21 protein-coding genes are annotated in these 21,759 nt (G+C 37.9%); 12 read left to right on the forward strand and 9 right to left on the reverse strand.

Annotation, left to right across the window (positions count from 1 at the left end; genetic code table 11):
• Positions 1-196: 196 nt before the first annotated feature.
• The 3 genes from purE to AC2G3J_RS20035 all read left to right on the forward strand — a co-directional run bounded on the left by purE (position 197) and on the right by AC2G3J_RS20035 (position 3,833).
• A complete protein-coding gene (purE, locus tag AC2G3J_RS20025; RefSeq protein ID WP_004718991.1) occupies positions 197-709 on the forward strand; it encodes a 5-(carboxyamino)imidazole ribonucleotide mutase in 513 nt (170 codons plus the stop codon).
• A gap of 16 nt (positions 710-725) precedes the next feature.
• Positions 726-1,847: a 5-(carboxyamino)imidazole ribonucleotide synthase gene (locus AC2G3J_RS20030; protein ID WP_004718994.1), complete on the forward strand. Its 1,122-nt coding sequence runs from the start codon at positions 726-728 to the stop codon at positions 1,845-1,847.
• A 696-nt stretch (positions 1,848-2,543) separates the two neighbouring features.
• Entirely contained in the window at positions 2,544-3,833 is a 1,290-nt protein-coding gene (locus AC2G3J_RS20035) for a lytic murein transglycosylase (protein WP_483770488.1), read from the forward strand.
• Between the two features lie 51 nt (positions 3,834-3,884).
• Here AC2G3J_RS20035 and AC2G3J_RS20040 read toward each other — a convergent pair whose 3' ends face one another.
• Both AC2G3J_RS20040 and AC2G3J_RS20045 read right to left on the reverse strand, forming a co-directional pair.
• Positions 3,885-4,268: a hypothetical protein gene (locus AC2G3J_RS20040; RefSeq protein WP_154130490.1), complete on the reverse strand. Its 384-nt coding sequence runs from the start codon at positions 4,266-4,268 to the stop codon at positions 3,885-3,887.
• A gap of 111 nt (positions 4,269-4,379) precedes the next feature.
• On the reverse strand, positions 4,380-5,300 hold the full coding sequence (locus AC2G3J_RS20045; RefSeq protein ID WP_336954601.1) for a matrixin family metalloprotease: 921 nt from the start codon (positions 5,298-5,300) through the stop codon (positions 4,380-4,382).
• Positions 5,301-5,536: 236 nt separating this feature from the next.
• Between AC2G3J_RS20045 and AC2G3J_RS20050 the strand changes: the two genes are divergently transcribed.
• Both AC2G3J_RS20050 and AC2G3J_RS20055 read left to right on the forward strand, forming a co-directional pair.
• Complete coding sequence (locus tag AC2G3J_RS20050; protein ID WP_483770489.1) at positions 5,537-5,827, forward strand: hypothetical protein; 291 nt, start codon at positions 5,537-5,539, stop codon at positions 5,825-5,827.
• A 51-nt stretch (positions 5,828-5,878) separates the two neighbouring features.
• A complete protein-coding gene (locus AC2G3J_RS20055; protein ID WP_483770490.1) occupies positions 5,879-6,052 on the forward strand; it encodes a hypothetical protein in 174 nt (57 codons plus the stop codon).
• A 9-nt stretch (positions 6,053-6,061) separates the two neighbouring features.
• On the opposite strand, the gene AC2G3J_RS20060 is transcribed toward AC2G3J_RS20055, so the two are convergent.
• The 6 genes from AC2G3J_RS20060 to grpE form a co-directional block, all read right to left on the reverse strand.
• Positions 6,062-6,577: a hypothetical protein gene (locus AC2G3J_RS20060; protein ID WP_336954599.1), complete on the reverse strand. Its 516-nt coding sequence runs from the start codon at positions 6,575-6,577 to the stop codon at positions 6,062-6,064.
• Between the two features lie 2 nt (positions 6,578-6,579).
• Positions 6,580-6,996, reverse strand: coding sequence for a hypothetical protein (locus tag AC2G3J_RS20065; protein WP_336954598.1), 417 nt, complete (start codon positions 6,994-6,996; stop codon positions 6,580-6,582).
• A 108-nt stretch (positions 6,997-7,104) separates the two neighbouring features.
• Positions 7,105-7,401, reverse strand: coding sequence for a putative quinol monooxygenase (locus AC2G3J_RS20070; RefSeq protein WP_336954597.1), 297 nt, complete (start codon positions 7,399-7,401; stop codon positions 7,105-7,107).
• A gap of 49 nt (positions 7,402-7,450) precedes the next feature.
• A complete protein-coding gene (locus tag AC2G3J_RS20075; protein ID WP_419328829.1) occupies positions 7,451-7,813 on the reverse strand; it encodes a MerR family transcriptional regulator in 363 nt (120 codons plus the stop codon).
• An 89-nt stretch (positions 7,814-7,902) separates the two neighbouring features.
• On the reverse strand, positions 7,903-9,846 hold the full coding sequence (gene dnaK, locus AC2G3J_RS20080) for a molecular chaperone DnaK (RefSeq protein ID WP_336954595.1): 1,944 nt from the start codon (positions 9,844-9,846) through the stop codon (positions 7,903-7,905).
• Between the two features lie 166 nt (positions 9,847-10,012).
• Complete coding sequence (gene grpE, locus AC2G3J_RS20085; RefSeq protein WP_004719014.1) at positions 10,013-10,552, reverse strand: nucleotide exchange factor GrpE; 540 nt, start codon at positions 10,550-10,552, stop codon at positions 10,013-10,015.
• A gap of 826 nt (positions 10,553-11,378) precedes the next feature.
• Here grpE and AC2G3J_RS20090 point away from each other — a divergent pair.
• Positions 11,379-11,645 (forward strand): hypothetical protein, encoded by a 267-nt coding sequence (locus AC2G3J_RS20090; RefSeq protein ID WP_483770491.1) that lies wholly within the window; start codon positions 11,379-11,381, stop codon positions 11,643-11,645.
• A 75-nt stretch (positions 11,646-11,720) separates the two neighbouring features.
• On the opposite strand, the gene AC2G3J_RS20095 is transcribed toward AC2G3J_RS20090, so the two are convergent.
• A complete protein-coding gene (locus AC2G3J_RS20095) occupies positions 11,721-12,728 on the reverse strand; it encodes a putative solute-binding protein (protein WP_336954594.1) in 1,008 nt (335 codons plus the stop codon).
• A gap of 362 nt (positions 12,729-13,090) precedes the next feature.
• Here AC2G3J_RS20095 and tauA point away from each other — a divergent pair, with 362 nt between their 5' ends.
• From tauA to AC2G3J_RS20125, 6 genes are all read left to right on the forward strand, one after another.
• Positions 13,091-14,080, forward strand: a complete 990-nt coding sequence (gene tauA, locus AC2G3J_RS20100; protein ID WP_336954593.1) for a taurine ABC transporter substrate-binding protein — start codon at positions 13,091-13,093, stop codon at positions 14,078-14,080.
• An 18-nt stretch (positions 14,081-14,098) separates the two neighbouring features.
• Positions 14,099-14,923 carry a taurine ABC transporter ATP-binding subunit gene (gene tauB, locus AC2G3J_RS20105; protein WP_419360979.1) on the forward strand — a complete coding sequence of 275 codons (825 nt, stop codon included), beginning with the start codon at positions 14,099-14,101 and terminating at the stop codon, positions 14,921-14,923.
• On the forward strand, positions 14,923-15,765 hold the full coding sequence (gene tauC, locus AC2G3J_RS20110) for a taurine ABC transporter permease TauC (RefSeq protein WP_336954590.1): 843 nt from the start codon (positions 14,923-14,925) through the stop codon (positions 15,763-15,765). The genes tauB and tauC overlap by 1 nt, the downstream gene beginning before the upstream one ends.
• 83 nt (positions 15,766-15,848) lie before the next feature.
• Positions 15,849-16,712 (forward strand): taurine dioxygenase, encoded by an 864-nt coding sequence (tauD, locus tag AC2G3J_RS20115; protein WP_483770492.1) that lies wholly within the window; start codon positions 15,849-15,851, stop codon positions 16,710-16,712.
• A gap of 297 nt (positions 16,713-17,009) precedes the next feature.
• Positions 17,010-18,911 (forward strand): 5'-nucleotidase C-terminal domain-containing protein, encoded by a 1,902-nt coding sequence (locus AC2G3J_RS20120; RefSeq protein WP_483770493.1) that lies wholly within the window; start codon positions 17,010-17,012, stop codon positions 18,909-18,911.
• Between the two features lie 539 nt (positions 18,912-19,450).
• A complete protein-coding gene (locus AC2G3J_RS20125) occupies positions 19,451-21,574 on the forward strand; it encodes an AAA family ATPase (RefSeq protein WP_483770494.1) in 2,124 nt (707 codons plus the stop codon).
• Positions 21,575-21,759: the final 185 nt, after the last annotated feature.

The raw sequence follows: 21,759 nt of genomic DNA on the forward strand, positions 1-21,759 counted from the left end.
TTTATATCTTCGAGATCATATTAATTCTCAAATCAAACGGCTTTTAGGTTGTTCCCTTAAAAAAAATTGACTTCCTACGTCTGTTAAATTTTCGTGAGATGAAAAATCAGTCTATAATAGTGCGCTTCTTGATATTCATTTAAACACTGATCACCAGTATTTAAACTTCCTTACATTCGTTTATGGAATATATGCAATGAATGCGGCCGCTGTACAAGACGCTCCTCTCGTTGGAATTATTATGGGTTCTCAATCAGACTGGGCAACTCTCGAAAACACTGCCAATATGCTGAAACAGCTTGGTGTTCCTTTTGAAGCCGAAGTAGTTTCTGCGCATCGTACGCCAGACCGCTTATTTGAATATGCTGAAACAGCACGTGAACGTGGTATTCAGGTGATTATTGCTGGTGCAGGTGGTGCAGCGCATTTGCCAGGAATGTGTGCAGCAAAAACAGATTTGCCTGTGCTGGGTGTTCCTGTGAAATCTTCAATTTTAAATGGCGTTGATTCATTGTTGTCTATCGTACAAATGCCTGCAGGTATTGCAGTTGGCACATTAGCAATTGGCCCTGCGGGTGCAACCAATGCCGCAATCATGGCCGCTCAAATTTTAGGTTTAACTCGCCCTGAAATCGCAAAAAATGTTGCAGATTTCCGTGCCGCTCAAACCGATAAAGTGGCAAGTAAAAATATTCCGGGTCAAGCTTAAAAACGGGACACAGGTTATGAATAAAACCATCGGTATCTTTGGTGGTGGTCAACTCGGCCGTATGATGGCGCAAGCTGCGCTCCCATTAAATATCCAATGCACATTTTTTGAAGCTGATGCGGATTGTCCATCTGCAATATTGGGACACGTTTTTAGCACTAAAGCTGAAAATGGGTTACAAGATTTTATTGCCAGTGCAGATGTTTTTAGTTTGGAATTTGAAAATACGCCATTGATTGATGTTGATGTATTAACCAAGCAAAAAGATCTGTATCCGCCACGCCAAGCTTTAGCAATCGCACAACATCGTCTTTCTGAAAAAGCTTTATTTGATGAGCTGGAAATTCCTGTTGCGCCGTACAAAGCAGTCGATTCATTGGAGACGCTTAAGCTTGCAGTGAGTGAATTAGGCTTACCAATCGTACTTAAAACTGCGACAGGTGGTTATGATGGTAAAGGTCAATTTGTACTGCGTTCAGTCGATCAAATTGATCAGGCATGGGCTGAGTTGGGGCCAGCAGGATCATTAATCGCTGAAAGTTTTGTGATTTTTTCTCGTGAAGTTTCAATTATTGCGGTGCGTGGTATTGATGGTGATGTAAAAACTTGGCCTTTGGCTGAAAATCATCATCACAATGGTATTCTCTCGCATTCAATAGTTCCTGCTCCAAACAGTGCTGATTTACAGCCCGTTGCGCAGGAATACATCACCCGTTTGTTAAACCATTTGAACTATGTCGGTGTGTTAACACTTGAATTGTTTGTGACTGAAAAAGGCTTATATGCCAATGAGATGGCTCCACGTGTGCATAACTCTGGGCATTGGTCAATTGAAGGCGCAGTATGTTCGCAATTTGAAAATCACATTCGCGCAGTGGCAGGTTTACCACTCGGTTCAACCGAAGTGGTTCGACCAACAGTGATGGTAAATATCATTGGGCAACATCCGAAATCCGAAGATGTTTTAGCGTTAAAAGGTGCACATTTACACCTTTACAATAAAACAGAACGTGAAGGTCGTAAAATTGGTCATATCACCCTGATGCCAAATGATGCTGCTGAATTAACGACTTTATGTCGTCAATTGGCGAAGATTTTACCTAATCCATTGTCATTAAGCGAAGATATGAACATTTAAGCTTGATTTTGTATGTAAAAAAAGCGGTCAAACTCTTGCCCGCTTTTTTCTATTCTACTGTTCTGTATCATGACGCTCCCCCTATTTTATCGCTAAGCAATGACCCAAAAATGGATCATTTTCTGGGGCTATAAAAACAAGAATGATGAAAAAACAGCTTCAATAAACAGAAAAACAAGCATCTATATTTAAATTCAAAGTTCAAATTTAAAGGGTTTAAAACATTTGAATTCAAAAGTATTAACAGCAAAACCCAAAAAGTTATCCACTTTGCATTTAAATTAATTTGAGCGTGGTTTTTGAATTTAAAACTTTAAATTTAAACTTTTGCTTGTTCGAAGTGAAAATAACGACTGTGGATAAGTTTTAATTCATCAATCTAAAATCCAAATTGTGTATAAAAATAAACACTTAAGCGAGTTTTGAAGGGATTTAGTGGAATTTTAAATTTAAATCTAAGGTTGCTAAAATAATGATATTTTTTGAATTCAAAAATTGTGTGAAAGTTTTGAATTTAAAAAATGATCAGTTTGCTGGGGTGTGGGTAACTATATTTAAATTCAAAACAGTGAACTGTGTATTATGAATTTAAAATCAAAAAATGAATTCAAAATTTACGTTTTTACATCTGTCATTTTATTCACAGACTGCTATGGTATTCACATAATTTAAATTTAAAACTATTTTGTGGATATTATGCGTCATTTAACTTTGATTTGTGGATCTGTTTTGTTGGCAGCATCGCATGCCAATGCTGAATTAATCATTAACGGTCAGGCTGTATCTAGCTCACCAATTACAACAACACCGAATACAAGCTATACACCCAATTCTAATTTTCAAAGCTGTATTGCAACTTTACGTTCGCAAGCAATCAGTTCAGGTGTTAGTGGGACAACCTTTGATCGTTATACGCAAAATCTAACACCTGATTATTCGGTCATTAGCAAACTGGATTATCAACCTGAGTTCTCAACACCGATTTGGGATTATCTTTCAGGTTTGGTCGATGAAGAGCGGGTAGAAAAAGGCCGTCAAATGCTGGCTCAGCATCGTGAAGTTTTAAACCGTGTCTCAGCAGCGTACGGCGTTCCATCAGAAACGGTTGTTGCTGTTTGGGGCGTGGAAAGTAATTTTGGTGACATTTCAGGAAAATATCCTTTATTACAAGCGTTGGGAACTTTAAGTTGTGAAGGGCGTCGACAAGGTTATTTCCGAGGTGAATTCTTTGCCACAATGCGTATTTTACAACGAGGTGATTTACGCGAAGAACAGTTAAAAGGTTCATGGGCAGGGGCATTTGGTCATACTCAATTTATGCCTTCAACGTATGAAGAATTGGCCGTGGATTTTGATGGTGATGGTCGACGCGACTTGGTTTCAAGTACTTCGGATGCTTTGGCATCAACAGCAAACTTTTTGAAAAAACGTGGCTGGCAAACCGGAATGCCGTGGGGCTTTGAAGTAAAAATTCCAGCTGGCGCTTCTGTAAGTGGCGAAAGTCGTCGTAATAAAAAATCGTTGAGCACTTGGGTAAATCGTGGTTTTACTCGTGTTGACGGTACTCCAATCATTCAAGGCAATTTATCCGAAGGCGCTCAGGCCGGTTTAATGATGCCTGCGGGTGCAAATGGTCCAGCATTCTTGGTGTTTAAAAACTTTGATGCAATTTATTCGTACAATGCTGCGGAAAGTTATGCACTGGCAATTGCGCATCTGTCTGATCGTTTACAAGGCAAGGGCAGTTTTCAAACCGCATGGCCAACTGACGATGCAGGAACATCGCGTACAGAACGCCGAGAAATTCAAAATTACTTATTGAAAAAAGGCTATGCGATTGGCGATGCAGATGGCTTGATTGGCGATAAAACGCGTCAGGCTATTCAGCAAGAGCAAGTGAAGTTAGGATTGAGTCCAACAGGTCGAGCAGGGCAACAGATTTTAAAAGCTTTTAGAAATGAAGCTGCAAAGAATATGATGAAATAAACGTTTGATCTCACTTAAAAGGTCTGCATAAGCAGACCTTTTTTATGTGGATTATTCAATTGCGAAAGGGTCAATTTTGACCGCTTCTAGGACATCTAAAATGACGGCAGTAACATCCTGCGTATGATCACGATCATTAAAGATTTCATAGGCTGTAATGGTTACATCGGTATCGCTAGGTAACTGTTTTTGTTCTTCTTCAATTAAATGCTGAATCGGCAATAAGGTCTGTTTAATTTCAAGGTGTAAAACATCTTTAAACTCGACATTGTCGTCTTCAAGTTCAATGATTTGTTCGTTGAAATAAGGCAGCAGAATGGAATGGAGATAAGGTTGAAGTTCAGTAATATCAAAAATTTCAATATCACGAGTTTGCTCAATCGTGCTGATATGATCATTTACTTCTAAAATAATATGATAATAGCTCACAGTCATCTCCTCAATTTATTGCTTCAGGGGTTCACAATAACATGATTTTGCATAAAACTGATTTAAATACATAAATAAATTATGGATTTAAAATTGATAATCATCGCTAAATTTTGCTTATCGTTGTCTTGAGTTTAGCATGGCTAAATCCGCTGTGGTTAATCTAAAATTTTTCAAATCTTGTTCTTTCATCATTGGGTACATGAGTGCTTTAGGATCATTATTGTGCGCTAAGCCCAAAGCATGCCCAAGCTCATGTGCAATCGTGACACGTAAATCTTCGTCTGATGCAAATTCATAGATATTAATGGTTTTACCATCGAATACGCCTTTATCAAATTGGCGCGGTTGGAAACGACTATTAAAGTGATCCACAGATTGATTGTATTGTTGATTGACTGTGTTGAGTTGTTCAACTTGGTGATTTAATTCATAGACTTTTTGATTATAAATATCTAACTGTTGTTTGAGTTGGTTCTGCTCGATGATCAGTTGATTTTTCTGCTGATCTAGCTGAAATCTTGCTGAGGCATCTAAATTTTGATGGGATTGATTAAGAGTATTGACCAGCTGATTATACTGGTCAACTTTACGTTGATAATTGGTTTTTTGGAGGTCCAATTTATCATTGGTACGATCCAACTCAGCATGAAGTTGCTGAATTTTTTGCTTTTGGCCTTGGGTATATTGTTGGGTATTCTGCAAAATACGCAACTCTTGGTTTCTGGCACTAGATTCCGCTTGGCGTTCGTCATAAATTAAGTTAATCGTCAGTTTGGCCTGATCATCATAAACAAAGAGACTTTTCATGGTTCCTAAATGCCAAATATCTGTGGCTTGTTGTGCCAAATTTTGTACTTGCTGTTTACTGACATGAAAACGCGGATCTACTTCGCCAATACGATAACGTAAACGGGTATCTAAAGGATGCGTGATACGATCAATGGCAGAATTATGATTCAATTGCGGATACATCATGCGTTGTATCGCAAAATAAGCAGTAAAGGCAATTACACAGAGTAGAATCCAAAAACGCATGATTGATTTAAAAATAATTGTTGTTGTGGATAATTTATCTGAAAATATAACAATCGCAAATGCTTAAGCAAGTAAAGCTTGCGTGATCATTATAAATATTGATTTCAATTAATGATGTTTTTAACAAGCTGCTTTAGGTGGAAAACAACAATATGAATGGAACGCTGATTTTAGGCTGGATTTCTCTAATCCTTGGTATCGCTTGTTTGATAAGGGCTTTCTACAGCCTATTTCTTATGTTTCGATCACGTTTAGTGCTGGACTTAGTCTTAAATCAAAAAATTAAAAATTTTAAAATCAGCAAAAAGGGCGGCTATGCAATTTGGCAAGAGGGTCCATTATTTAAACTTGCACCTATGCTATTGATTCATCCACAAATCACCAATACAGATCTTCAGCAGATTGTGAAGCTATCACCAAGTACTGCAAGAGCAAGTAAAAATGGTTTTTCTCGTGCTTCAATGCTGATGTTTTATTGTGAGTTGGATGTTGGACACTATTTTTTAGAGGTACTCGATGGTTCGTAATTAAACCCAATCGAAGATAAGATTTCTCAGACCATCACCGATCATTTATCCATGCAAAAACAAGCTGACAGTCTATACAATTTACAGATACGTGAAAGCCTGAGCAAAAAGCAAAGAATCATCATGATCATTTGCATATTTGCAGGATTACTTTTGTTGATGAAAGGATTATTTACCATCATCGCACTGAGTTTGGGCATCGCGATGGAAGGTTCATTCACATAATCTGTTTATTTAAGCGTTAAACAGGACTTGGATATCAATAAATAAGAGAATAAAAGCAAAAACGCTGAGTAATCGATTCATCCAAACAGATCTTTTTAAATAGCCAGGGCTGATATATAAAGCTTTGAATTGTAAAGGATGCAGCATGATATAGCTGATTTTCTGTTTAAATACTGGAGAGACGGATTGTTGTTGTTGCTTTAAAACCACTTGGTGCAGAATAAAAGCATTTAGCCACCAGAGTATAAATAGAATGAGTAAAATAATGCTGATACTTAATGTCAAACGAATCCAAGCATTCTGTTCAAAATAGGCAATTTCAGTATAAAAATGGCTCATCAATACAATGCTGACCAGTAACATGGTGCGATAAAAAGTTTGCCGTGTAAATTCAAGGTGCAAAGGATGATTAAGCTTTTGTTTATCCGCTTTACTCACTATTTTCCCTGCAAAAAATGCAAAACCATGACATAGAATCTCTAAAAAGAGATATAAGCCAATGCTGATAGCAAGCGTTTTATACATGATTAATCGTGTTCAAAAATAGGTTGATAGAGTGATGGAGTCACTAAAATCATCAATAAAATTCCAGAACAAACAAAGGCCAGATCGTTAAAAATCGCTGCATAACTGGTCATATAAATCCAATGCATAAAGGGCATAAAATAAATCAGAAATATTGGGAAAAATGTATAGAGATAAGCCTTTCTTGCCCATTCTTTTTTTAAACATAAACCAAATGTGATGATGAGGATGATTAAGCCTGCAACTGACATAACCCCCAATTCCCAAGCTTGCGGGTCTTGGTAAAGCGTTTTATCCAGAAGTTCTAACTCGGGTTCAGTACTGTATATATCGATGACTGCTGCAATGATAGGCAATATAAATTGCGCTATGATCAAGCTGTAATACACAGTATTGGATACAGCAGGAGAGTTTTTCATCGTTTGACTCATTATTATTGTGATAATTAAGATAAAAGATTTAGTGAAGATTGGCAATTGATCAATAAGAAAAACCACTCGATGACTAGAGTGATTTTTCGAGCTTTTTTATAGCACAATATCACTGACGAAATGTTGCACCACTTCGGTTAAATCTTTGGAAAGATAGTGTTGTGTATAGGGCTGTTTAAAATGGGCGTGGTAAGACTGTTCCGAGTCGAAGCGCTCCCAAAGTAGTAAACGGGTTGGTTCTTCTTGACATTGATGCAGTTGAAATAAGGTGCATTCAGGTTCTTGTTGAAGAGTGAGCTCACATAATGCTTGTAAGGCTTCACGGGTTTCTAATATTCTGTTTTTATCTTTAATTTTTAATTCTGCGGTGATGTAAAAACCTGAACTTAACATTGTCTACTCCTAACTCAAATCGTGAGTCAAAAATATTAACTGCTCGAGTTCACTCTAGCTCAAGCATTTTTTGTGCATATATTTCAATTTTATAGTCGACTATACTTTGTTCTTGCTTGAGTCTTTTAATTTCTTGTTTTAATTGAGCAGAATGCGCAATAAGAAGCGCTTGTCTTTGTTTTAAGGTTTGCTCTCCTTGTAGTCGAAATTGGGCAAAATCTTGCATTTTTTCTAAAGGCATGCCTGTTGATTTTAAGCGTTTTACCCATTCAAGCCATTCCAGATCAAGTTTGGTATATACACGTCGCCCAGATTGATTACGATGGATATTTTTCAGTAAGCCTATTTGTTCATAATAACGAAGGGTATGGATAGAGAGTCCAGTTTTTTTAGAGATATCAGAGATAAACAAAAGTGACTCCATAGCTTTACGGATAAAAATAGATCATATAAAAAAACCGCTCAATCTCTTGAGCGGTTTTCTAAGATTAAAGTGACAAATTATTTTTTGTCATCTTTAACTTCAGTGAATTCAGCATCTACAACGCCATCATCAGCTTTTTGCTGTTGTTGGCCTGCATCACCACCGAATTGGTTAGGATCGAAGCCTTCAGCGCCGCCTTGACCTTGAGCTGCTTCATAAGCACGTTGAGTGATTGGCATAATGATGTTTTGTAAAGCTTCAGTTTTTGCTTTAATCGCATCAACATCATTTTCTTTTGCAGTCACTTCTAACTCAGAAACTGCTGCTTCAATTGCCGTTTTTTCATCAGCAGTGACTTGTTCGCCAAGATCTTTCACAGCTTTGTTTGCAGAAGCAACTAAAGCATCAGCTTCGTTACGTGCTTTTGCAAGCTCTTCAAACTTACGATCTTCTTCAGCATTTGCTTCAGCATCTTTGATCATTGCTTCGATTTCAGCATCAGACAAACCAGAGTTTGCTTTGATCTGGATCGATTGTTCTTTACCAGTACTCTTGTCTTTTGCTGATACTTTTAAGATACCATCAGCATTGATGTCGAACGATACTTCAATTTGTGGCACACCACGTGGTGCAGGTGGAATGTCGCCTAATTGGAAGTTACCCAACAATTTGTTTTGTTGAGCCATTTTACGTTCACCTTGGTAAACTGAAATATCTACCGCTGGTTGGTTATCTGCTGCTGTAGAGAATACTTGAGATTTCTTCGCAGGAATCGTAGTGTTTTTCTCAATAATTGCAGTTAATACGCCACCCATGGTTTCGATACCAAGTGTTAATGGTGTTACGTCAAGTAAAAGTACGTCAGTTTTGTCACCAGACAATACCGCACCTTGAATTGCAGCACCAATTGCAACAGCTTCATCTGGATTCACATCTTTACGAGGTTCTTTACCGAAAAACTCTTGTACTTTCTGTTGAACCATTGGCATACGTGATTGACCACCAACCAAAATCACGTCAGAGATGTCAGAAGTCGAAAGACCTGCATCTTTAAGTGCGATACGGCAAGGCTCAATTGTACGCGCAACTAAATCAGCAACTAAACCTTCTAGTTTGGCACGTGTTACATTCATCACTAAGTGTTTAGGACCAGTTGCATCCGCAGTGATGTATGGTAAGTTAATTTCAGTCGAATTAGATGAAGAAAGCTCAATTTTAGCTTTTTCAGCTGCTTCTTTTAAACGTTGTAATGCAAGTGGATCTTGTTTCAAGTTGAAGTTTTGCTCTTTCTTGAACTCTTCAACTAAATAGTCGATCAATGCATTATCAAAGTCTTCACCACCAAGGAATGTATCACCATTGGTTGACAATACTTCGATTTGTTGGTCGCCATCTAAGTCAGCGATTTCAATGATTGATACGTCAAATGTACCACCACCTAAGTCATATACTGCAACTTTACGGTCGCCTTCTTTTTTGTCCATACCGAACGCAAGTGCAGCAGCAGTTGGTTCGTTAATGATACGTTTAACTTCTAGACCAGCAATACGACCAGCATCTTTTGTTGCTTGACGTTGCGCATCATTGAAGTAAGCAGGAACAGTAATAACAGCTTCTGTTACTGTTTCACCTAAATAATCTTCCGCAGTTTTTTTCATTTTTTTCAAAATTTCTGCAGAGATCTGTTGCGGTGCAAGTTTTTTGTCGTTTACTTCAACCCAAGCATCACCATTATCAGCTTTGATGATTTTGAATGGTGCAATACCGATATCTTTTTGTACTGCTTGGTCTTGATACTTACGACCAATTAACCGCTTGATTGCGAATAATGTATTCTTAGGGTTAGTCACTGCTTGACGTTTAGCAGATTGACCCACAAGAATTTCGCCATCTTTATATGCAACGATAGAAGGTGTTGTTCGTGCACCTTCAGCATTTTCAATTACTTTAACTTTATCGCCTTCAAGTACAGCAACACATGAATTCGTTGTACCTAAGTCAATACCAATAATTTTAGCCATAAATCAAATTCCTCTAAATTCTTTTGAATCCCTTGTGTCCTCTTTTTACAAAGGGGAGTTAAAAGGGATTTTCTTGTTATCCGATATGAGAGCCATTCAAAAATTTTCAAGTCATGATTTGTGAAAATTCATGAAAATATTTTTAAAAAGCTCCTATTTATTACCTTTATTGACCAACCATCACCATTGCAGGGCGAAGTAGTCGACCATTTAAGGTGTAGCCTTTTTGCAAAACTGTGCCAATTTGGTTGGCTTGTGCATTTGGGTCGATCCCGACAGCTTGATGTAAGTCCGCGTTGAAACCATTGGTTGTGTCTGCTTCAACAACACCGAATTTTTCTAAAGTGGTGAGAAGTGATTTCAAGGTCAGTTTTACGCCTTCTAGTACAGGTGTTTCTTCATCGCCACCTGCGAGGATGGCACGCTCAAGGTTGTCGACAGAGTTTAATAATTCTTTCGCAAACTTTTCTAACACGATGTCTTTATGCTTTTCAGCATCACGTTGAATACGTTCTACACTTTTCTGTGCTTCATAAACCGCGTTTGCAGTACGTGCTTTTTCGAGTTTTAAGCTCTCTTCAAGATGACTAATTTGAGCCTGTAAAGCTTCAACGGTAACTTCAACCTGTTCATTTTCAGCCTGAGTTTGCTGTTCGGCTTGCTCGTTTTGAATATCTTGGGCTTCTTGATTCTGCTCAGTTGCCATTGATTTACTCCGTTTAAATGGGTTCTTAAACATGTACAGTCCTTATCGGCAGCAGTTTTGCACTGTGTTCATTTTTGAACTGCCATGATCGTTTAATTCATTAATGAATAAGAAATGTGGGCGAGCCGCTAAAATTCAAGCAGTTTTAGAGATTATTTAATGAAATTCAGTGAAAAAAGCTGATCTAAGGGAGAAATCTCAAACTTTAAAGATATTTTTGTTGGAATAATCATCAAATCAGTGATTATTTTTTTAGATTAAAAATTTAACTTTATTGATGATAGATGCAGCTATTGCTCAAAAATGATGAGTAAATTCAAAAATTAAAATTGAATGAACAGATTAAAATGCTTAATTTACATGTAAAACCGATTAAACTTATTGAAAATAAGGTTTTGCGAAAAAGCAATAATTTAATTATCATGCTCCATAGATTCTATGGCTGTAGTTTCTTTTTTTAGTTTGAACAATGTTTTCATCGCTTATCCAATCTTCTTGGATAAGCTTTTTTTTGTCTTGTAAAAAGCCATTAACAATGTAAGTAATCCGAAACTTTTATGGTAAAAGTATATCTTTTATCAGGTAGACTTTTGCCTAACCGCATTTAATCCCATCAAAAAATCTAGTGAAATGAAACAAGTATAATGAAAAATAAAATCGGTCAATATAAATCATTGATTTAATAAACTTTGCATAACTTATACGGCAACACCTTAAAAGTCTAACCAAGCTTCAACGAAGTTTGCAGAAAAAATAGCAATCATAGTCAGCACGACAACGCAGTCCTGTGTTGCCGTTTTTTGATAGAGTGATAAAGGAATTTATGATGAAAAAATCAGGTCTTATTTTTATGCTATTGGCTGGTGTTGCGGTTATGAGTACGGCGTGTACATCAAGTGAAACAACACAAGCACCTGAAACAACCCAATCAGCACCAATGGGTCCTGCAGATCAACAGCAATCGGCACAAACTGCGACTGTAGATCCGACTCAACAAGGTACTGCTGTTGAGGGAGATGCAACGATTCAGCAATCACAACCTGCTCAAGCAACCAATGACCCAAGTTTAGTTGAACAACCTTCAGCTCAGTAAATTTTAAAATAAAAAATCAGGCAATTTATGGATGCCTCCATTGCCTGATTTTTATCAACAACTTTTGATGAGAGGTTACTCACCCGCCAAAGAACATTCAAAGTTGGTTCGATCTACAGTACATCGCGCCCGTTTAAGCACTGACATCATGGTCGGATCGTAAATACCTTGTCGGGTTAAATCCATACGTCCATCTCGTAAAAGCTTTTGATATTTTTCAGTATCTGCTTTACTTAAATTCAAACGATATTTAGCTGGAATGCCTTCTTCTAAACGTTTGACCATACTGAATTGACGAGGAAGTTGCTTGATAAACCACGTTCTAGAATCATTGCCAAAAGTAGCAGGGAATTTTTGAGATCTAAACACCAAATCTGCAGTGACATTTAGCACTGGAAAATTGATCAATGCACCTTTAGAGCCAAGCCCTTTTTCCATTTCTAAAGGTTTAAAGGCGTAAGCTGGCGCACCCACCATTGGTACTTCACCTGTATTAAACTTCTTAATAAAATTGGAAATATCCGAAGGAACAGGAATTGCTCCGACACGTTCAACCATTGCAATCTGTGCTTTGTCATACGCCAATACCGCAAATTTCTTACCTTTACCTTTTTCAATAGTATTAATGGTTCGATCGTTCACAAAGATATATGCAGGGCCAATTTGACCGATTCCACCAATTTCTATTTCTTCATTGTCTATCTTGGTTTTTAAGCGTTTTACATTACGCTTATCCAAAACAAAGGTAATCGCCTTGAGTGCAATGGCATTGGTTGGAACCCCCCCCAGCGCGTCAATAGACCCTGCGAATTTATTGTATTGGCGTGCACGCATTGTGGTGATATAGGCAGCATCACATTTACCATTTTTAAAATCTTTATCAGCAAGCTCTTCATTTTGGTAAGCAATCAGCTGGACATCGGTATTCCATGTTTTTGCAGCGAGTGCCCACTCTTCCATCATTTTATAGGATTCGCCAGCTTTCCCTAATAAATCAAAAACACAGATTTCTTGTTTTGCTTGAGAGGTGCTTGATATTCCTAATAATACGATTGTAGTAAGGGCAAGAAATTCCTTTTTCATGTTATATCCTTATACTTAAAACGCGTTTTATTTATACTGAATATAGTAATATTATTTGAATAAAAATAGAGTTTTTACTCTATTTCCGATGAGTAAACCATTGAATGGCTTGCTTAATGTGATTTATTTATCCTAATAAAATATTATTGTGATATTGTTTTGTTTGTTGGTGTGGGTTTAGTGGCCTAATTAAAATCTTGTTAATTTTGATCGATCTAGAAAAATAAAATAGATTTCAAGTTTTGTTAATCAATAAAACATATAAGTAAATCTAAAAAACGTATTTTTAATAATATACAAAAAAACCGTACCATGAGGCTGATTCCCATCTCTTTTTATTTATTCTAGTCCACACATTGATCATGAAATTTCAGCAACTGATTTTGCTTTGCTCAGCCATAAGTTTATATAGCTATAGTGGTTTGGCAAATGCTCGCCCTATCGTCATTGGTTATCAAACCAACATAGAACCTGCCAAAGTTGCACAGGCTGATGGTGTGTATGACAAAGTAATTGGGGAAAAACTGGATTGGCGCTTATTTAATAGTGGCGCAGAAGTTTTAACTGCATTGGCTTCAGGTTCTGTAGATATCGCACTGATTGGTTCAAGTCCTTTGGGGGCAGCTGTTGCCAATAATTTGCCCATAGAGGTGTTTTTAATTTCTACCGATCTGAAAAGTGCGGAAGCCTTAGTAGTAAGAAATGGCTCAGGAATTAATAGTCCTCAGGACTTAATTGGGAAAAAGGTGGCCACCCCATTTGCTTCGACTTCCCATTACAGTTTATTGGGGGCTTTGCAGCATTGGAATATTAAAACCAATCAAATACGGTTGTTGAACCTAAAACCAGCTGAAATTAATGCAGCATGGCGCAGAGGCGATATAGATGCAGCTTTTGTCTGGTCACCTGCACTTGCCAATATTAAGAAAACCGGTAAGGTCATCACAGATGCAGGGCAGGTTGGGCAATGGGGATCTCCTACATTTGAAGTTTGGGTGGCACGTAAAGATTTTGCACAGAAGCATCCTGAAGTCTTAGCAAAGTTTTCAACAGTGACACTGAACTATTATCAATCCTATAACCAGAATAAAAGTCGTTGGACTGCCAACTCGGCTGAAGTGCAAAAAATTGCCAAAATTACTGGTGTAGATGCTCAAGATGTGCCAGCGCTTCTTGCTGGTGCCGCCTATCCAGAACGTCAGGCGCAATTAAGCACTCAATACCTTGGTGGGCGGACCACACAGAATATTGTCAATTCAGTGAACTTTTTAAAAGCACAGGGTCTGGTGAGAAAAGTTTCTCCAAATTATCAACAGTTTATTAACACACGTTTTATTCAAACATCGAAATAGAGATCGGAAGTATTCATCATGGCTGTATTGACTGTAGAACACGTACAAGCACAGTATCCGGGTGCTGAACAACCGGTACTGAAAGATGTTTCATTTCAACTGGGCTCTGAGCAACTGATGGTTGCATTAGGTGCTTCAGGCAGTGGTAAAACAACCTTATTAAATCTGATTGCTGGATTTACTCAGCCACAAGCAGGCACATTAAAACTGGATGGCGAAGTAATCATTGCACCCAGCCGAGACCGTGGTGTGGTGTTCCAAGATGATGTTTTATTGCCTTGGCAAAATGTAGAAGACAATATTGCTTTTGGTTTAGAGCTTGCAGGATTTGATAAAAAAACACGTCAAAACCGTGCACAAGCATTACTCAAATTGGTGAATTTAGAAGGCTTTGGTCAACGCCATATCTGGGAACTTTCAGGCGGGCAACGTCAACGGGTTGGTTTAGCACGTGCTTTGGCTTCTGACCCTAAAATATTATTGATGGATGAGCCTTTTGGTGCTTTGGATGCCTTTATTCGTGAACAAATGCAGTGCTTATTATTAGATATTTGGAAGAGCACGTCCAAACCCACATTCTTAATTACCCATGACATCGAAGAAGCTGTTTTTCTAGCAACAGATCTAATTATTCTTGCACCGAATCCTGGGCGAATTGTGGAAAAGCTAGAGTTGGATTTTGCTAAACGCTATGCCCATGGTGAGCCAGCACGAAGTATTAAATCAGATCCTAAGTTTATTGAAATGCGAGAGCATGTGTTGAGTTGTGTGTTTATTCAAAATAATCAGGATCAATACCATGTTGCTCAGAGTGACCAAACTCAAGTGGAAAAGGTGGAGTAATGACAGCACAATTAGACCCTAAATTGATCCCTCGTACAGTTGAATCTCAGACTGTGGTGGTGAAGGTTCCACGTGAAGTCAATATTACCTTGATTAGTAGTATCACGATCATTACTTTGATTGCAATTTGGTGGCTGGTCACCACTTTAGGCTGGATTGATGCTTTATTCTTACCATCACCAACCGCCGTTTTGCAGCGTTTCAATGATTTGTTCAGCAATGGCTATATGAGTATTAGCTTGTGGAGTCATATTGGTGCAAGTTTGGGTCGTATTGGCACGGCATTAATTGCTGCGGTCATCACTGCGATTCCAGTTGGGATTGCGATTGGTCGTAATAAAGTTGTACGGGGTATTTTAGATCCCATCATTGAGTTTTATCGTCCGATTCCGCCGCTGGCGTATTTACCCTTGATTGTAATTTGGTGTGGTATTGGTGAATTATCCAAGGTGCTACTGATTTATCTGGCAATTTTTGCACCGATTGTTATTGCAACAGCAACCGGTGTACGTTCAGTCGATCAAGCTAAAATTCGTGCTGCACAGTCTTTGGGTGCAAGCCCAATGCAAATTATTAAACATGTGGTTTTACCAAGTTCTTTACCGAGTATTTTAACCGGTATCCGTATTGGTCTTGGGGTGGGATGGTCGACTTTGGTGGCAGCAGAGTTGGTTGGAGCTTCTGAAGGTTTAGGCTTTATGGTGCAATCTTCTTCACAGCTTTTGGCTACAGATGTGGTGATTGTGGGGATTTTAATTATTGCTGTGATTGCCTTTATTTTGGAAATTGGTTTACGTCGTTTACAAAGGAAATTAGTCCCTTGGGATAAGCAATCTCAGTAAGTTATTTTCGCTACACTGTTCTATAGCATATCGCCATATTTAGTTTTAACATTTTAATATATCGTGAGATGATCGAGGAAGAAATGAACGCTGTTGTTTCAAATATTTTTAAAGTTACCCCATTAAATCCAACGATTGGTGCGCTGATTGAAGGTGTGAATTTCAATCAGCCTTTAACACCTGAACAAAAGGTTTTGATTGAAGCAGCTTTATTGAAACATCAGGTGATCTTTTTCAGAAATCAGCCGATGACTGCACAGCAACATGCAGCTTTGGCGCGTCAATTTGGTCAGTTACACATCCACCCAATTTACCCCAATATTCCAGAACAACCAGAAATCATGGTTTTAGATACGGAATTAAATGATTTACGGGATAATGCATTGTGGCATACCGATGTGACTTTTCTTGAAGCACCAGCAATGGGCGCAATTTTAAGTGCAAAAAAAGTCCCTGCATGGGGTGGAGATACACTTTGGTCAAGTGGAACAGCGGCGTTTGAAGCATTATCCAAACCGATGCAAGCGATGTTGTCTGGTTTAACTGCAACACATGATATTGCACGTTCATTTCCAGTAGATCGTTTTGGTGGTGATCCTGCCGAATTAGAAAAGCTAGAACAGGCTAAGAAAAAACATCCTCCGATTAGCCACCCTGTGATTCGCACTCATCCTGTCACAGGTCGTAAAGCTTTATTTGTGAGTGAAGGGTTTACCACACGAATCAATGAACTCGAAGCCAAAGAAAGCGATGCTGTTTTGAAAATGTTGTTTGAACATATTCAGAAACCAGAGTTTGTAGTGCGTTGGTCGTGGCAGGCCAATGATGTGGCATTTTGGGATAATCGTTGTACTTTCCACTATGCTGTTGATGATTACCGTCCTCAGCACCGTGTTATGAATCGAGCCACTTTGATGGGTGATAAACCTTTTTATCAAGCAGATTAAGATTTAACTTGTCGTAAAAACCAATCAAATTTGATTGGTTTTTTATTTTTAAAATGACTAAATTTGAATACAACTTTTTGAAACTTCAATATTTAAAAAATACATTAAAGAAAAATCATAAAGAGAGCTGTTGTTCAAAGTATCGGTATGCTGTGTTTGTCGGTGTTCACAAAATAATTTGAATATTCAAGCTCTGATGAAACTTTGTTGCTGAGCAATAATGTTTAATTATTCATCAAAATTAAACAAATGATCAACATACTAGGCCATAAATATTTATTGCTTGTTGGAAATATCATGTTGATTAATAATAAAAAGCAAATCATTTTGCTGAGTGTGCTGTCTACGCTGTTGGTTGCTTGTAATGATGATAATGATCATTCAAATACTGAAAAACCAGTTGAGGCAAAAGCTTTAGAACTGAATATCTTGCATATTAATGACCATCATTCACATTTAGATGAAGAAAGCATTAAATTTAAAAGCAATGTGGGGACAGGGGATGAAGAGTTTAGTGTTGCAAGCGGTGGATTTGCACGTGTTGCCAGCTTAATTAACCAGCTTGTAGCAGAAAAGAAAAATGCTTTAAAAATACATGCAGGTGATGCGATCACTGGCGATTTGTACTATAACTTAACGGATGGGAAAGCAGACGCAGATGCAATGAATACCGTTTGTTTTGATACATTTACGCCGGGTAACCATGAGTTTGATTCTAAAGATGATGGATTAAAGAAATTTATTGGTTTCTTGGATCAAAGTTCTTGTAAAGACAAAACCCAAATTTTAACGGCCAATGTCAGTTTTGGTGCATCATCACCACTGTATAAAACCAACCGCATTTTGAAGTCACAAGTGTTTGAAAAAGAGGGGGTGAAATTTGCAATCATTGGTTTAACGGTTGCCAAGAAAACCAAAAACTCTTCGCAACCGAATGCTGATACATTGTTTGCAGATGAAATTGAAACAGCGCAAAAAGAAATTAATCAATATAAAGCGCAAGGCATTAAAAATATTATTCTTCAAACCCATGTGGGATACGACTTAGACCAACAGTTGGCAAAATCACTTACCGATGTGGATGTGATTATTGGGGGCGATTCACATACATTATTGGGCCCTGACAGTCTTAAAAAATATGGCATGACGCCAGAAGGTGCTTATCCAACACAGCTGAGAAACAAAGATGGTCAATTGGTCTGTGTTGCGCAAGCTTGGCAGTACAGTTATATCGTGGGTGATTTAAATGTGAAGTTTGACAAAAACGGGAATGTCGAAAGCTGTAGTGGGACACCACATGTACTTATTGGCAATAACTTTACCCGTACCGCCAAAGACGCAAAAGCAGTCACCGAAACAGAAAAACAAGCAATACTGACGCAATTTAAAACAGATCAGGTTCCATTTACTTTTGTAGCACCTCTACAAAAGACCTTGGATGTTTTAAAACCGTATCAGGAACAAAAGAAAAAATTTGCTCAGGAAATCGTAGGTCAAACCACAGATAATCTCTGTTCACGTCGAGTCCCTGGTACACAACGTGATGTAAATCGTTCAACACTCGGCGATATCTGTAATAAGAATACCCATGTCGATCAACATGGTGGAGATATTCAACAAATTATTGCTGAAGCGTTTTTACAACAAGGAAAGACCTTCTTTGGCGCTGATATCTCATTCCAAAATGGTGGTGGTGTCCGTGAAGATGTTGCTTTAGGGGATGTGACAGTTGGTAAAATTTATAATGTCTTACCGTTCAAGAATACATTGTTGCGTTTAGATTTGACGGGTGCTGAAGTTAAAGCCACCTTAGAGGATGCAATAGATGGTGTGATTGCCCAGAATAATACGGGTAGCTACCCATATACTGGTGGTATGCGTTGGAATGTTGACTTTACTAAAGACAAAGGCCATCGTCTTAACCAAATACAAGTACGTAATGCATCTGGGCAATATGAAAATCTTGATCTCAATAAGACTTACAAAGCGATCACGATTGATTTTCTTGCGAATGGTGGTGACTACTATACCACCTTGAAAACCATTACTGGTGAGCGCCGTGTGAATGTTGGCTTAGACTATGCGGAGGCTTTCCTTAAATATGCCCAAGGTTTGGCTGGTCAGACAGGTCAAAAGAAAATTAATAAATTAGCAACGGCTGAATACAGTACCCAGCTATTTATCGATAAAGCAAAATAAACTGAAACAGACAATCAAAATCCCGCTTCGGCGGGTTTTTTGTTGGGTCGTTAGTGGAAACTGACAAAATCCTATGTTTGTGATGAATGCGTAATAAATAATTGCAAAAATCTATCCTTAACTTTAAAATGAGCCAAAATTTAGCCACGATGGCTTAAATAATCACAAAGACTACCTCAATTTTCTTTTTACTTGCCTCAATTTGATCTTGTAACGTTGCCTTTTGACAAGATTGTTTACAACCACTCACTGGTTGCAGGATAACCATAATATCTTGATTGAACCCATCATTTTAAGCAGGGTGCTTAAAATGTGATTTGAATCAGCTGTTAAATTCAATATTCGGGAGAAAAATCATGTTGTTTAACGTATTTCTCATTTTGGGCTTTAAATAGACCCTATACATTTTTAATCGTTTAAATTAAACGAAAATAAACCTTATTTTAAAGAATATACATGTTCTGAGGGATGACTTTGCTTGCAGAAAATGCAAATTGAAAAAAGTTTAGCCTTAGTCATGAAAAGAAAAAAGTGAATATATGAACGAATATATTAATCAACCTTTTGCACAAAATATGCATCAGGTTGACGTAGCGGATTTTGCTGAAATTTCTCCGATTGTAAAACTTTGGGCTTTTCGATTTTTGGTCGAGTTAGGTGGTGCAAAAGAATTTATTTCTGATCATTGCTTTAGTCATCAATGGATTGCAAAAAAGTTAGGTTTTTCTGAAGCATTACTTGCAGATAAGTTCGATGAGCAAGCTGCTTATCAGGAACTTAACCATTTGCATAAAAATAGCCAACAGCAAAATTTATTAGATAATTTTCAGTTCAATGCTGAATTGCAATATAACCTAAAGTTAATACAGCAATTACTGGATTTAAATGCTGTTGAAAGCACGATTTTAGGCTTTATCGTGATGTTAAACAGTGAACAACTTCTAGATGATATTGCGGATACCATCGGTGAATTGACTGCGTCTAAAACCATACGTGCTTTGGCTGTGGTTTTAGATTTACCTTATGAAGCAATTCGGCAGGCTTTGTCTGTACAAGGGCGTTTACATCGCAGTGGCTTAATCAGTGTTCAACAACACTATCGTAATTATTTACGTGGGAAATTGAATTTGGTGTCAAACCAATTGGCCGATAAGTTATTGGTGAAAACCAATGATGTGATGGATCTGTTTGTTGGAACCATTAATAAAAGTCAGCCTGCTGAATTAACCTTAGAGGATTATCCTCATTTACACACTGAATTGACTTTACTCCTAGCTTACTTAAAGCAAGTCAAAATGAGAAAGCAACAGGGGGTAAATATCTTCCTTTATGGCAGTTCAGGCACAGGAAAGACACAACTGTGTAAGACCCTTGCAGATGAAATGGCGGTGCAACTTTTTGAAATCTCCTGTGAAGATGAAGATGGTGATGCAATTTCAGCCACAGGCCGTTTATGTGCGTATCGTGCAGCGCAGTGCATTTTCGACAGTCAATCTGCTTTATTGATGTTTGATGAAGTTGAGGATGTATTTAATGACACCGAAAATGGCGTGGGGATGAAAAGCACTGCACAAAGTCGTAAGGCTTGGGTCAATCGTATTTTAGAGCAAAATCGTACACCAACGATTTGGGTGTCTAATTCTGATCAGCTCGATCCTGCGTTTATACGCCGTTTTGATATGGTGCTTGAAATTAAAGTGCCACCTAAAAAGCAACGCAGAAGCTTTATCGAACAACATTGTGGTCAAGAACTTAATCCTTTTTATCAGGAAGCCTTGGCCAATGTTGAGCAATTATCTCCAGCAATTTTACGCCGTAGTTATCGTGTTGCCAAAGCGGCTCAAATGCACAATGAGCATTTAGTGGTTCAGGAAAGCATGACCAAATTGGTGTCCAATACCTTAAAAGCACAGGGTCATCAAAGCATTAAATTGCAAGATAGTAATGCTTTGCCCAAGTTCTATGATCTGAACTATATCAATTGTAAGCAGAATCTTGCGGAGATCGCATCTGGTATCCTGCAACATGGTTTTGGCCGTTTATGTTTATACGGAGCATCTGGAACAGGTAAAACTGCATTTGCACGATGGTTATCTGAAACTATCAATAGACCTTTACTGATTAAGCGTGGTTCAGACTTAATTTCTGCTTGGGTGGGTGAAACAGAACAAAACCTTGCTAAAGCGTTTCAAGAAGCCGAAGACTTACAGGCAATTTTGTTGTTGGACGAAGTAGATGGCTTATTACAAGACCGCCGTCAAGCAACCCGCTCTTGGGAAGTTTCGCAAGTAAATGAGTTTTTGGTTCAACTCGAAAGCTTTAATGGCGTCGTAGTGGCGACAACCAATCGTTTTGATGAACTTGATCAAGCTGCATTACGCCGTTTCGATTTTAAAATACATTTTGATTTTTTAAATTATGCACAGCGTTTGGCTTTACTGGAAAATATCTGTATACAGCTCAAACTTGTTGTTCATGAAGCCGATATAAAAGTAAAACTGCAATCTTTAGATCGTTTAAGTGTCGGAGACTTCTCTGTGATTGTACGACAGTCCTGTTTTCATCCTTTTGAAAATGTGGATTCTATTCTGCAGCATTTAACAGATGAAATGACTGCAAAATATAAAAGTGCACAAAGTATAGGATTTACCGCATCAAATTGATGCGGTTTTTCTTTTTGAATCCTGATTTAGGTGAATAAAGCTCAGATTTTGTGATTCGAGAGTGGAAAACAAAGCATAAAAATAACTTTAATATGAAAAAACTAATGAAAAATGCTTAAAAAATAGATAAAAAGTATAAAAAAATGCTGATTTTGAGGAAAAAACGCACATCCGATAAAAAAGTT

The sequence above is a fragment of the Acinetobacter legionensis genome, assembly GCF_057165765.1.

Excerpts from the sequence above, each read along its gene's own strand:
- AC2G3J_RS20050 (WP_483770489.1), top strand. The coding sequence starts at position 5,537 with ATGTTTCGATCACGTTTAGTGCTGGACTTAGTCTTAAATCAAAAAATT.
- AC2G3J_RS20090 (WP_483770491.1), top strand. The coding sequence starts at position 11,379 with ATGAAAAAATCAGGTCTTATTTTTATGCTATTGGCTGGTGTTGCGGTT.
- grpE (WP_004719014.1), bottom strand. The coding sequence starts at position 10,552 with ATGGCAACTGAGCAGAATCAAGAAGCCCAAGATATTCAAAACGAGCAA.
- tauC (WP_336954590.1), top strand. The coding sequence starts at position 14,923 with ATGACAGCACAATTAGACCCTAAATTGATCCCTCGTACAGTTGAATCT.
- tauA (WP_336954593.1), top strand. The coding sequence starts at position 13,091 with ATGAAATTTCAGCAACTGATTTTGCTTTGCTCAGCCATAAGTTTATAT.
- AC2G3J_RS20125 (WP_483770494.1), top strand. The coding sequence starts at position 19,451 with ATGAACGAATATATTAATCAACCTTTTGCACAAAATATGCATCAGGTT.
- AC2G3J_RS20095 (WP_336954594.1), bottom strand. The coding sequence starts at position 12,728 with ATGAAAAAGGAATTTCTTGCCCTTACTACAATCGTATTATTAGGAATA.
- AC2G3J_RS20065 (WP_336954598.1), bottom strand. The coding sequence starts at position 6,996 with ATGAAAAACTCTCCTGCTGTATCCAATACTGTGTATTACAGCTTGATC.
- AC2G3J_RS20030 (WP_004718994.1), top strand. The coding sequence starts at position 726 with ATGAATAAAACCATCGGTATCTTTGGTGGTGGTCAACTCGGCCGTATG.
- tauB (WP_419360979.1), top strand. The coding sequence starts at position 14,099 with ATGGCTGTATTGACTGTAGAACACGTACAAGCACAGTATCCGGGTGCT.
- AC2G3J_RS20040 (WP_154130490.1), bottom strand. The coding sequence starts at position 4,268 with ATGACTGTGAGCTATTATCATATTATTTTAGAAGTAAATGATCATATC.
- purE (WP_004718991.1), top strand. The coding sequence starts at position 197 with ATGAATGCGGCCGCTGTACAAGACGCTCCTCTCGTTGGAATTATTATG.
- tauD (WP_483770492.1), top strand. The coding sequence starts at position 15,849 with ATGAACGCTGTTGTTTCAAATATTTTTAAAGTTACCCCATTAAATCCA.
- AC2G3J_RS20045 (WP_336954601.1), bottom strand. The coding sequence starts at position 5,300 with ATGCGTTTTTGGATTCTACTCTGTGTAATTGCCTTTACTGCTTATTTT.
- AC2G3J_RS20060 (WP_336954599.1), bottom strand. The coding sequence starts at position 6,577 with ATGTATAAAACGCTTGCTATCAGCATTGGCTTATATCTCTTTTTAGAG.
- dnaK (WP_336954595.1), bottom strand. The coding sequence starts at position 9,846 with ATGGCTAAAATTATTGGTATTGACTTAGGTACAACGAATTCATGTGTT.
- AC2G3J_RS20120 (WP_483770493.1), top strand. The coding sequence starts at position 17,010 with ATGTTGATTAATAATAAAAAGCAAATCATTTTGCTGAGTGTGCTGTCT.
- AC2G3J_RS20035 (WP_483770488.1), top strand. The coding sequence starts at position 2,544 with ATGCGTCATTTAACTTTGATTTGTGGATCTGTTTTGTTGGCAGCATCG.
- AC2G3J_RS20055 (WP_483770490.1), top strand. The coding sequence starts at position 5,879 with ATGCAAAAACAAGCTGACAGTCTATACAATTTACAGATACGTGAAAGC.
- AC2G3J_RS20070 (WP_336954597.1), bottom strand. The coding sequence starts at position 7,401 with ATGTTAAGTTCAGGTTTTTACATCACCGCAGAATTAAAAATTAAAGAT.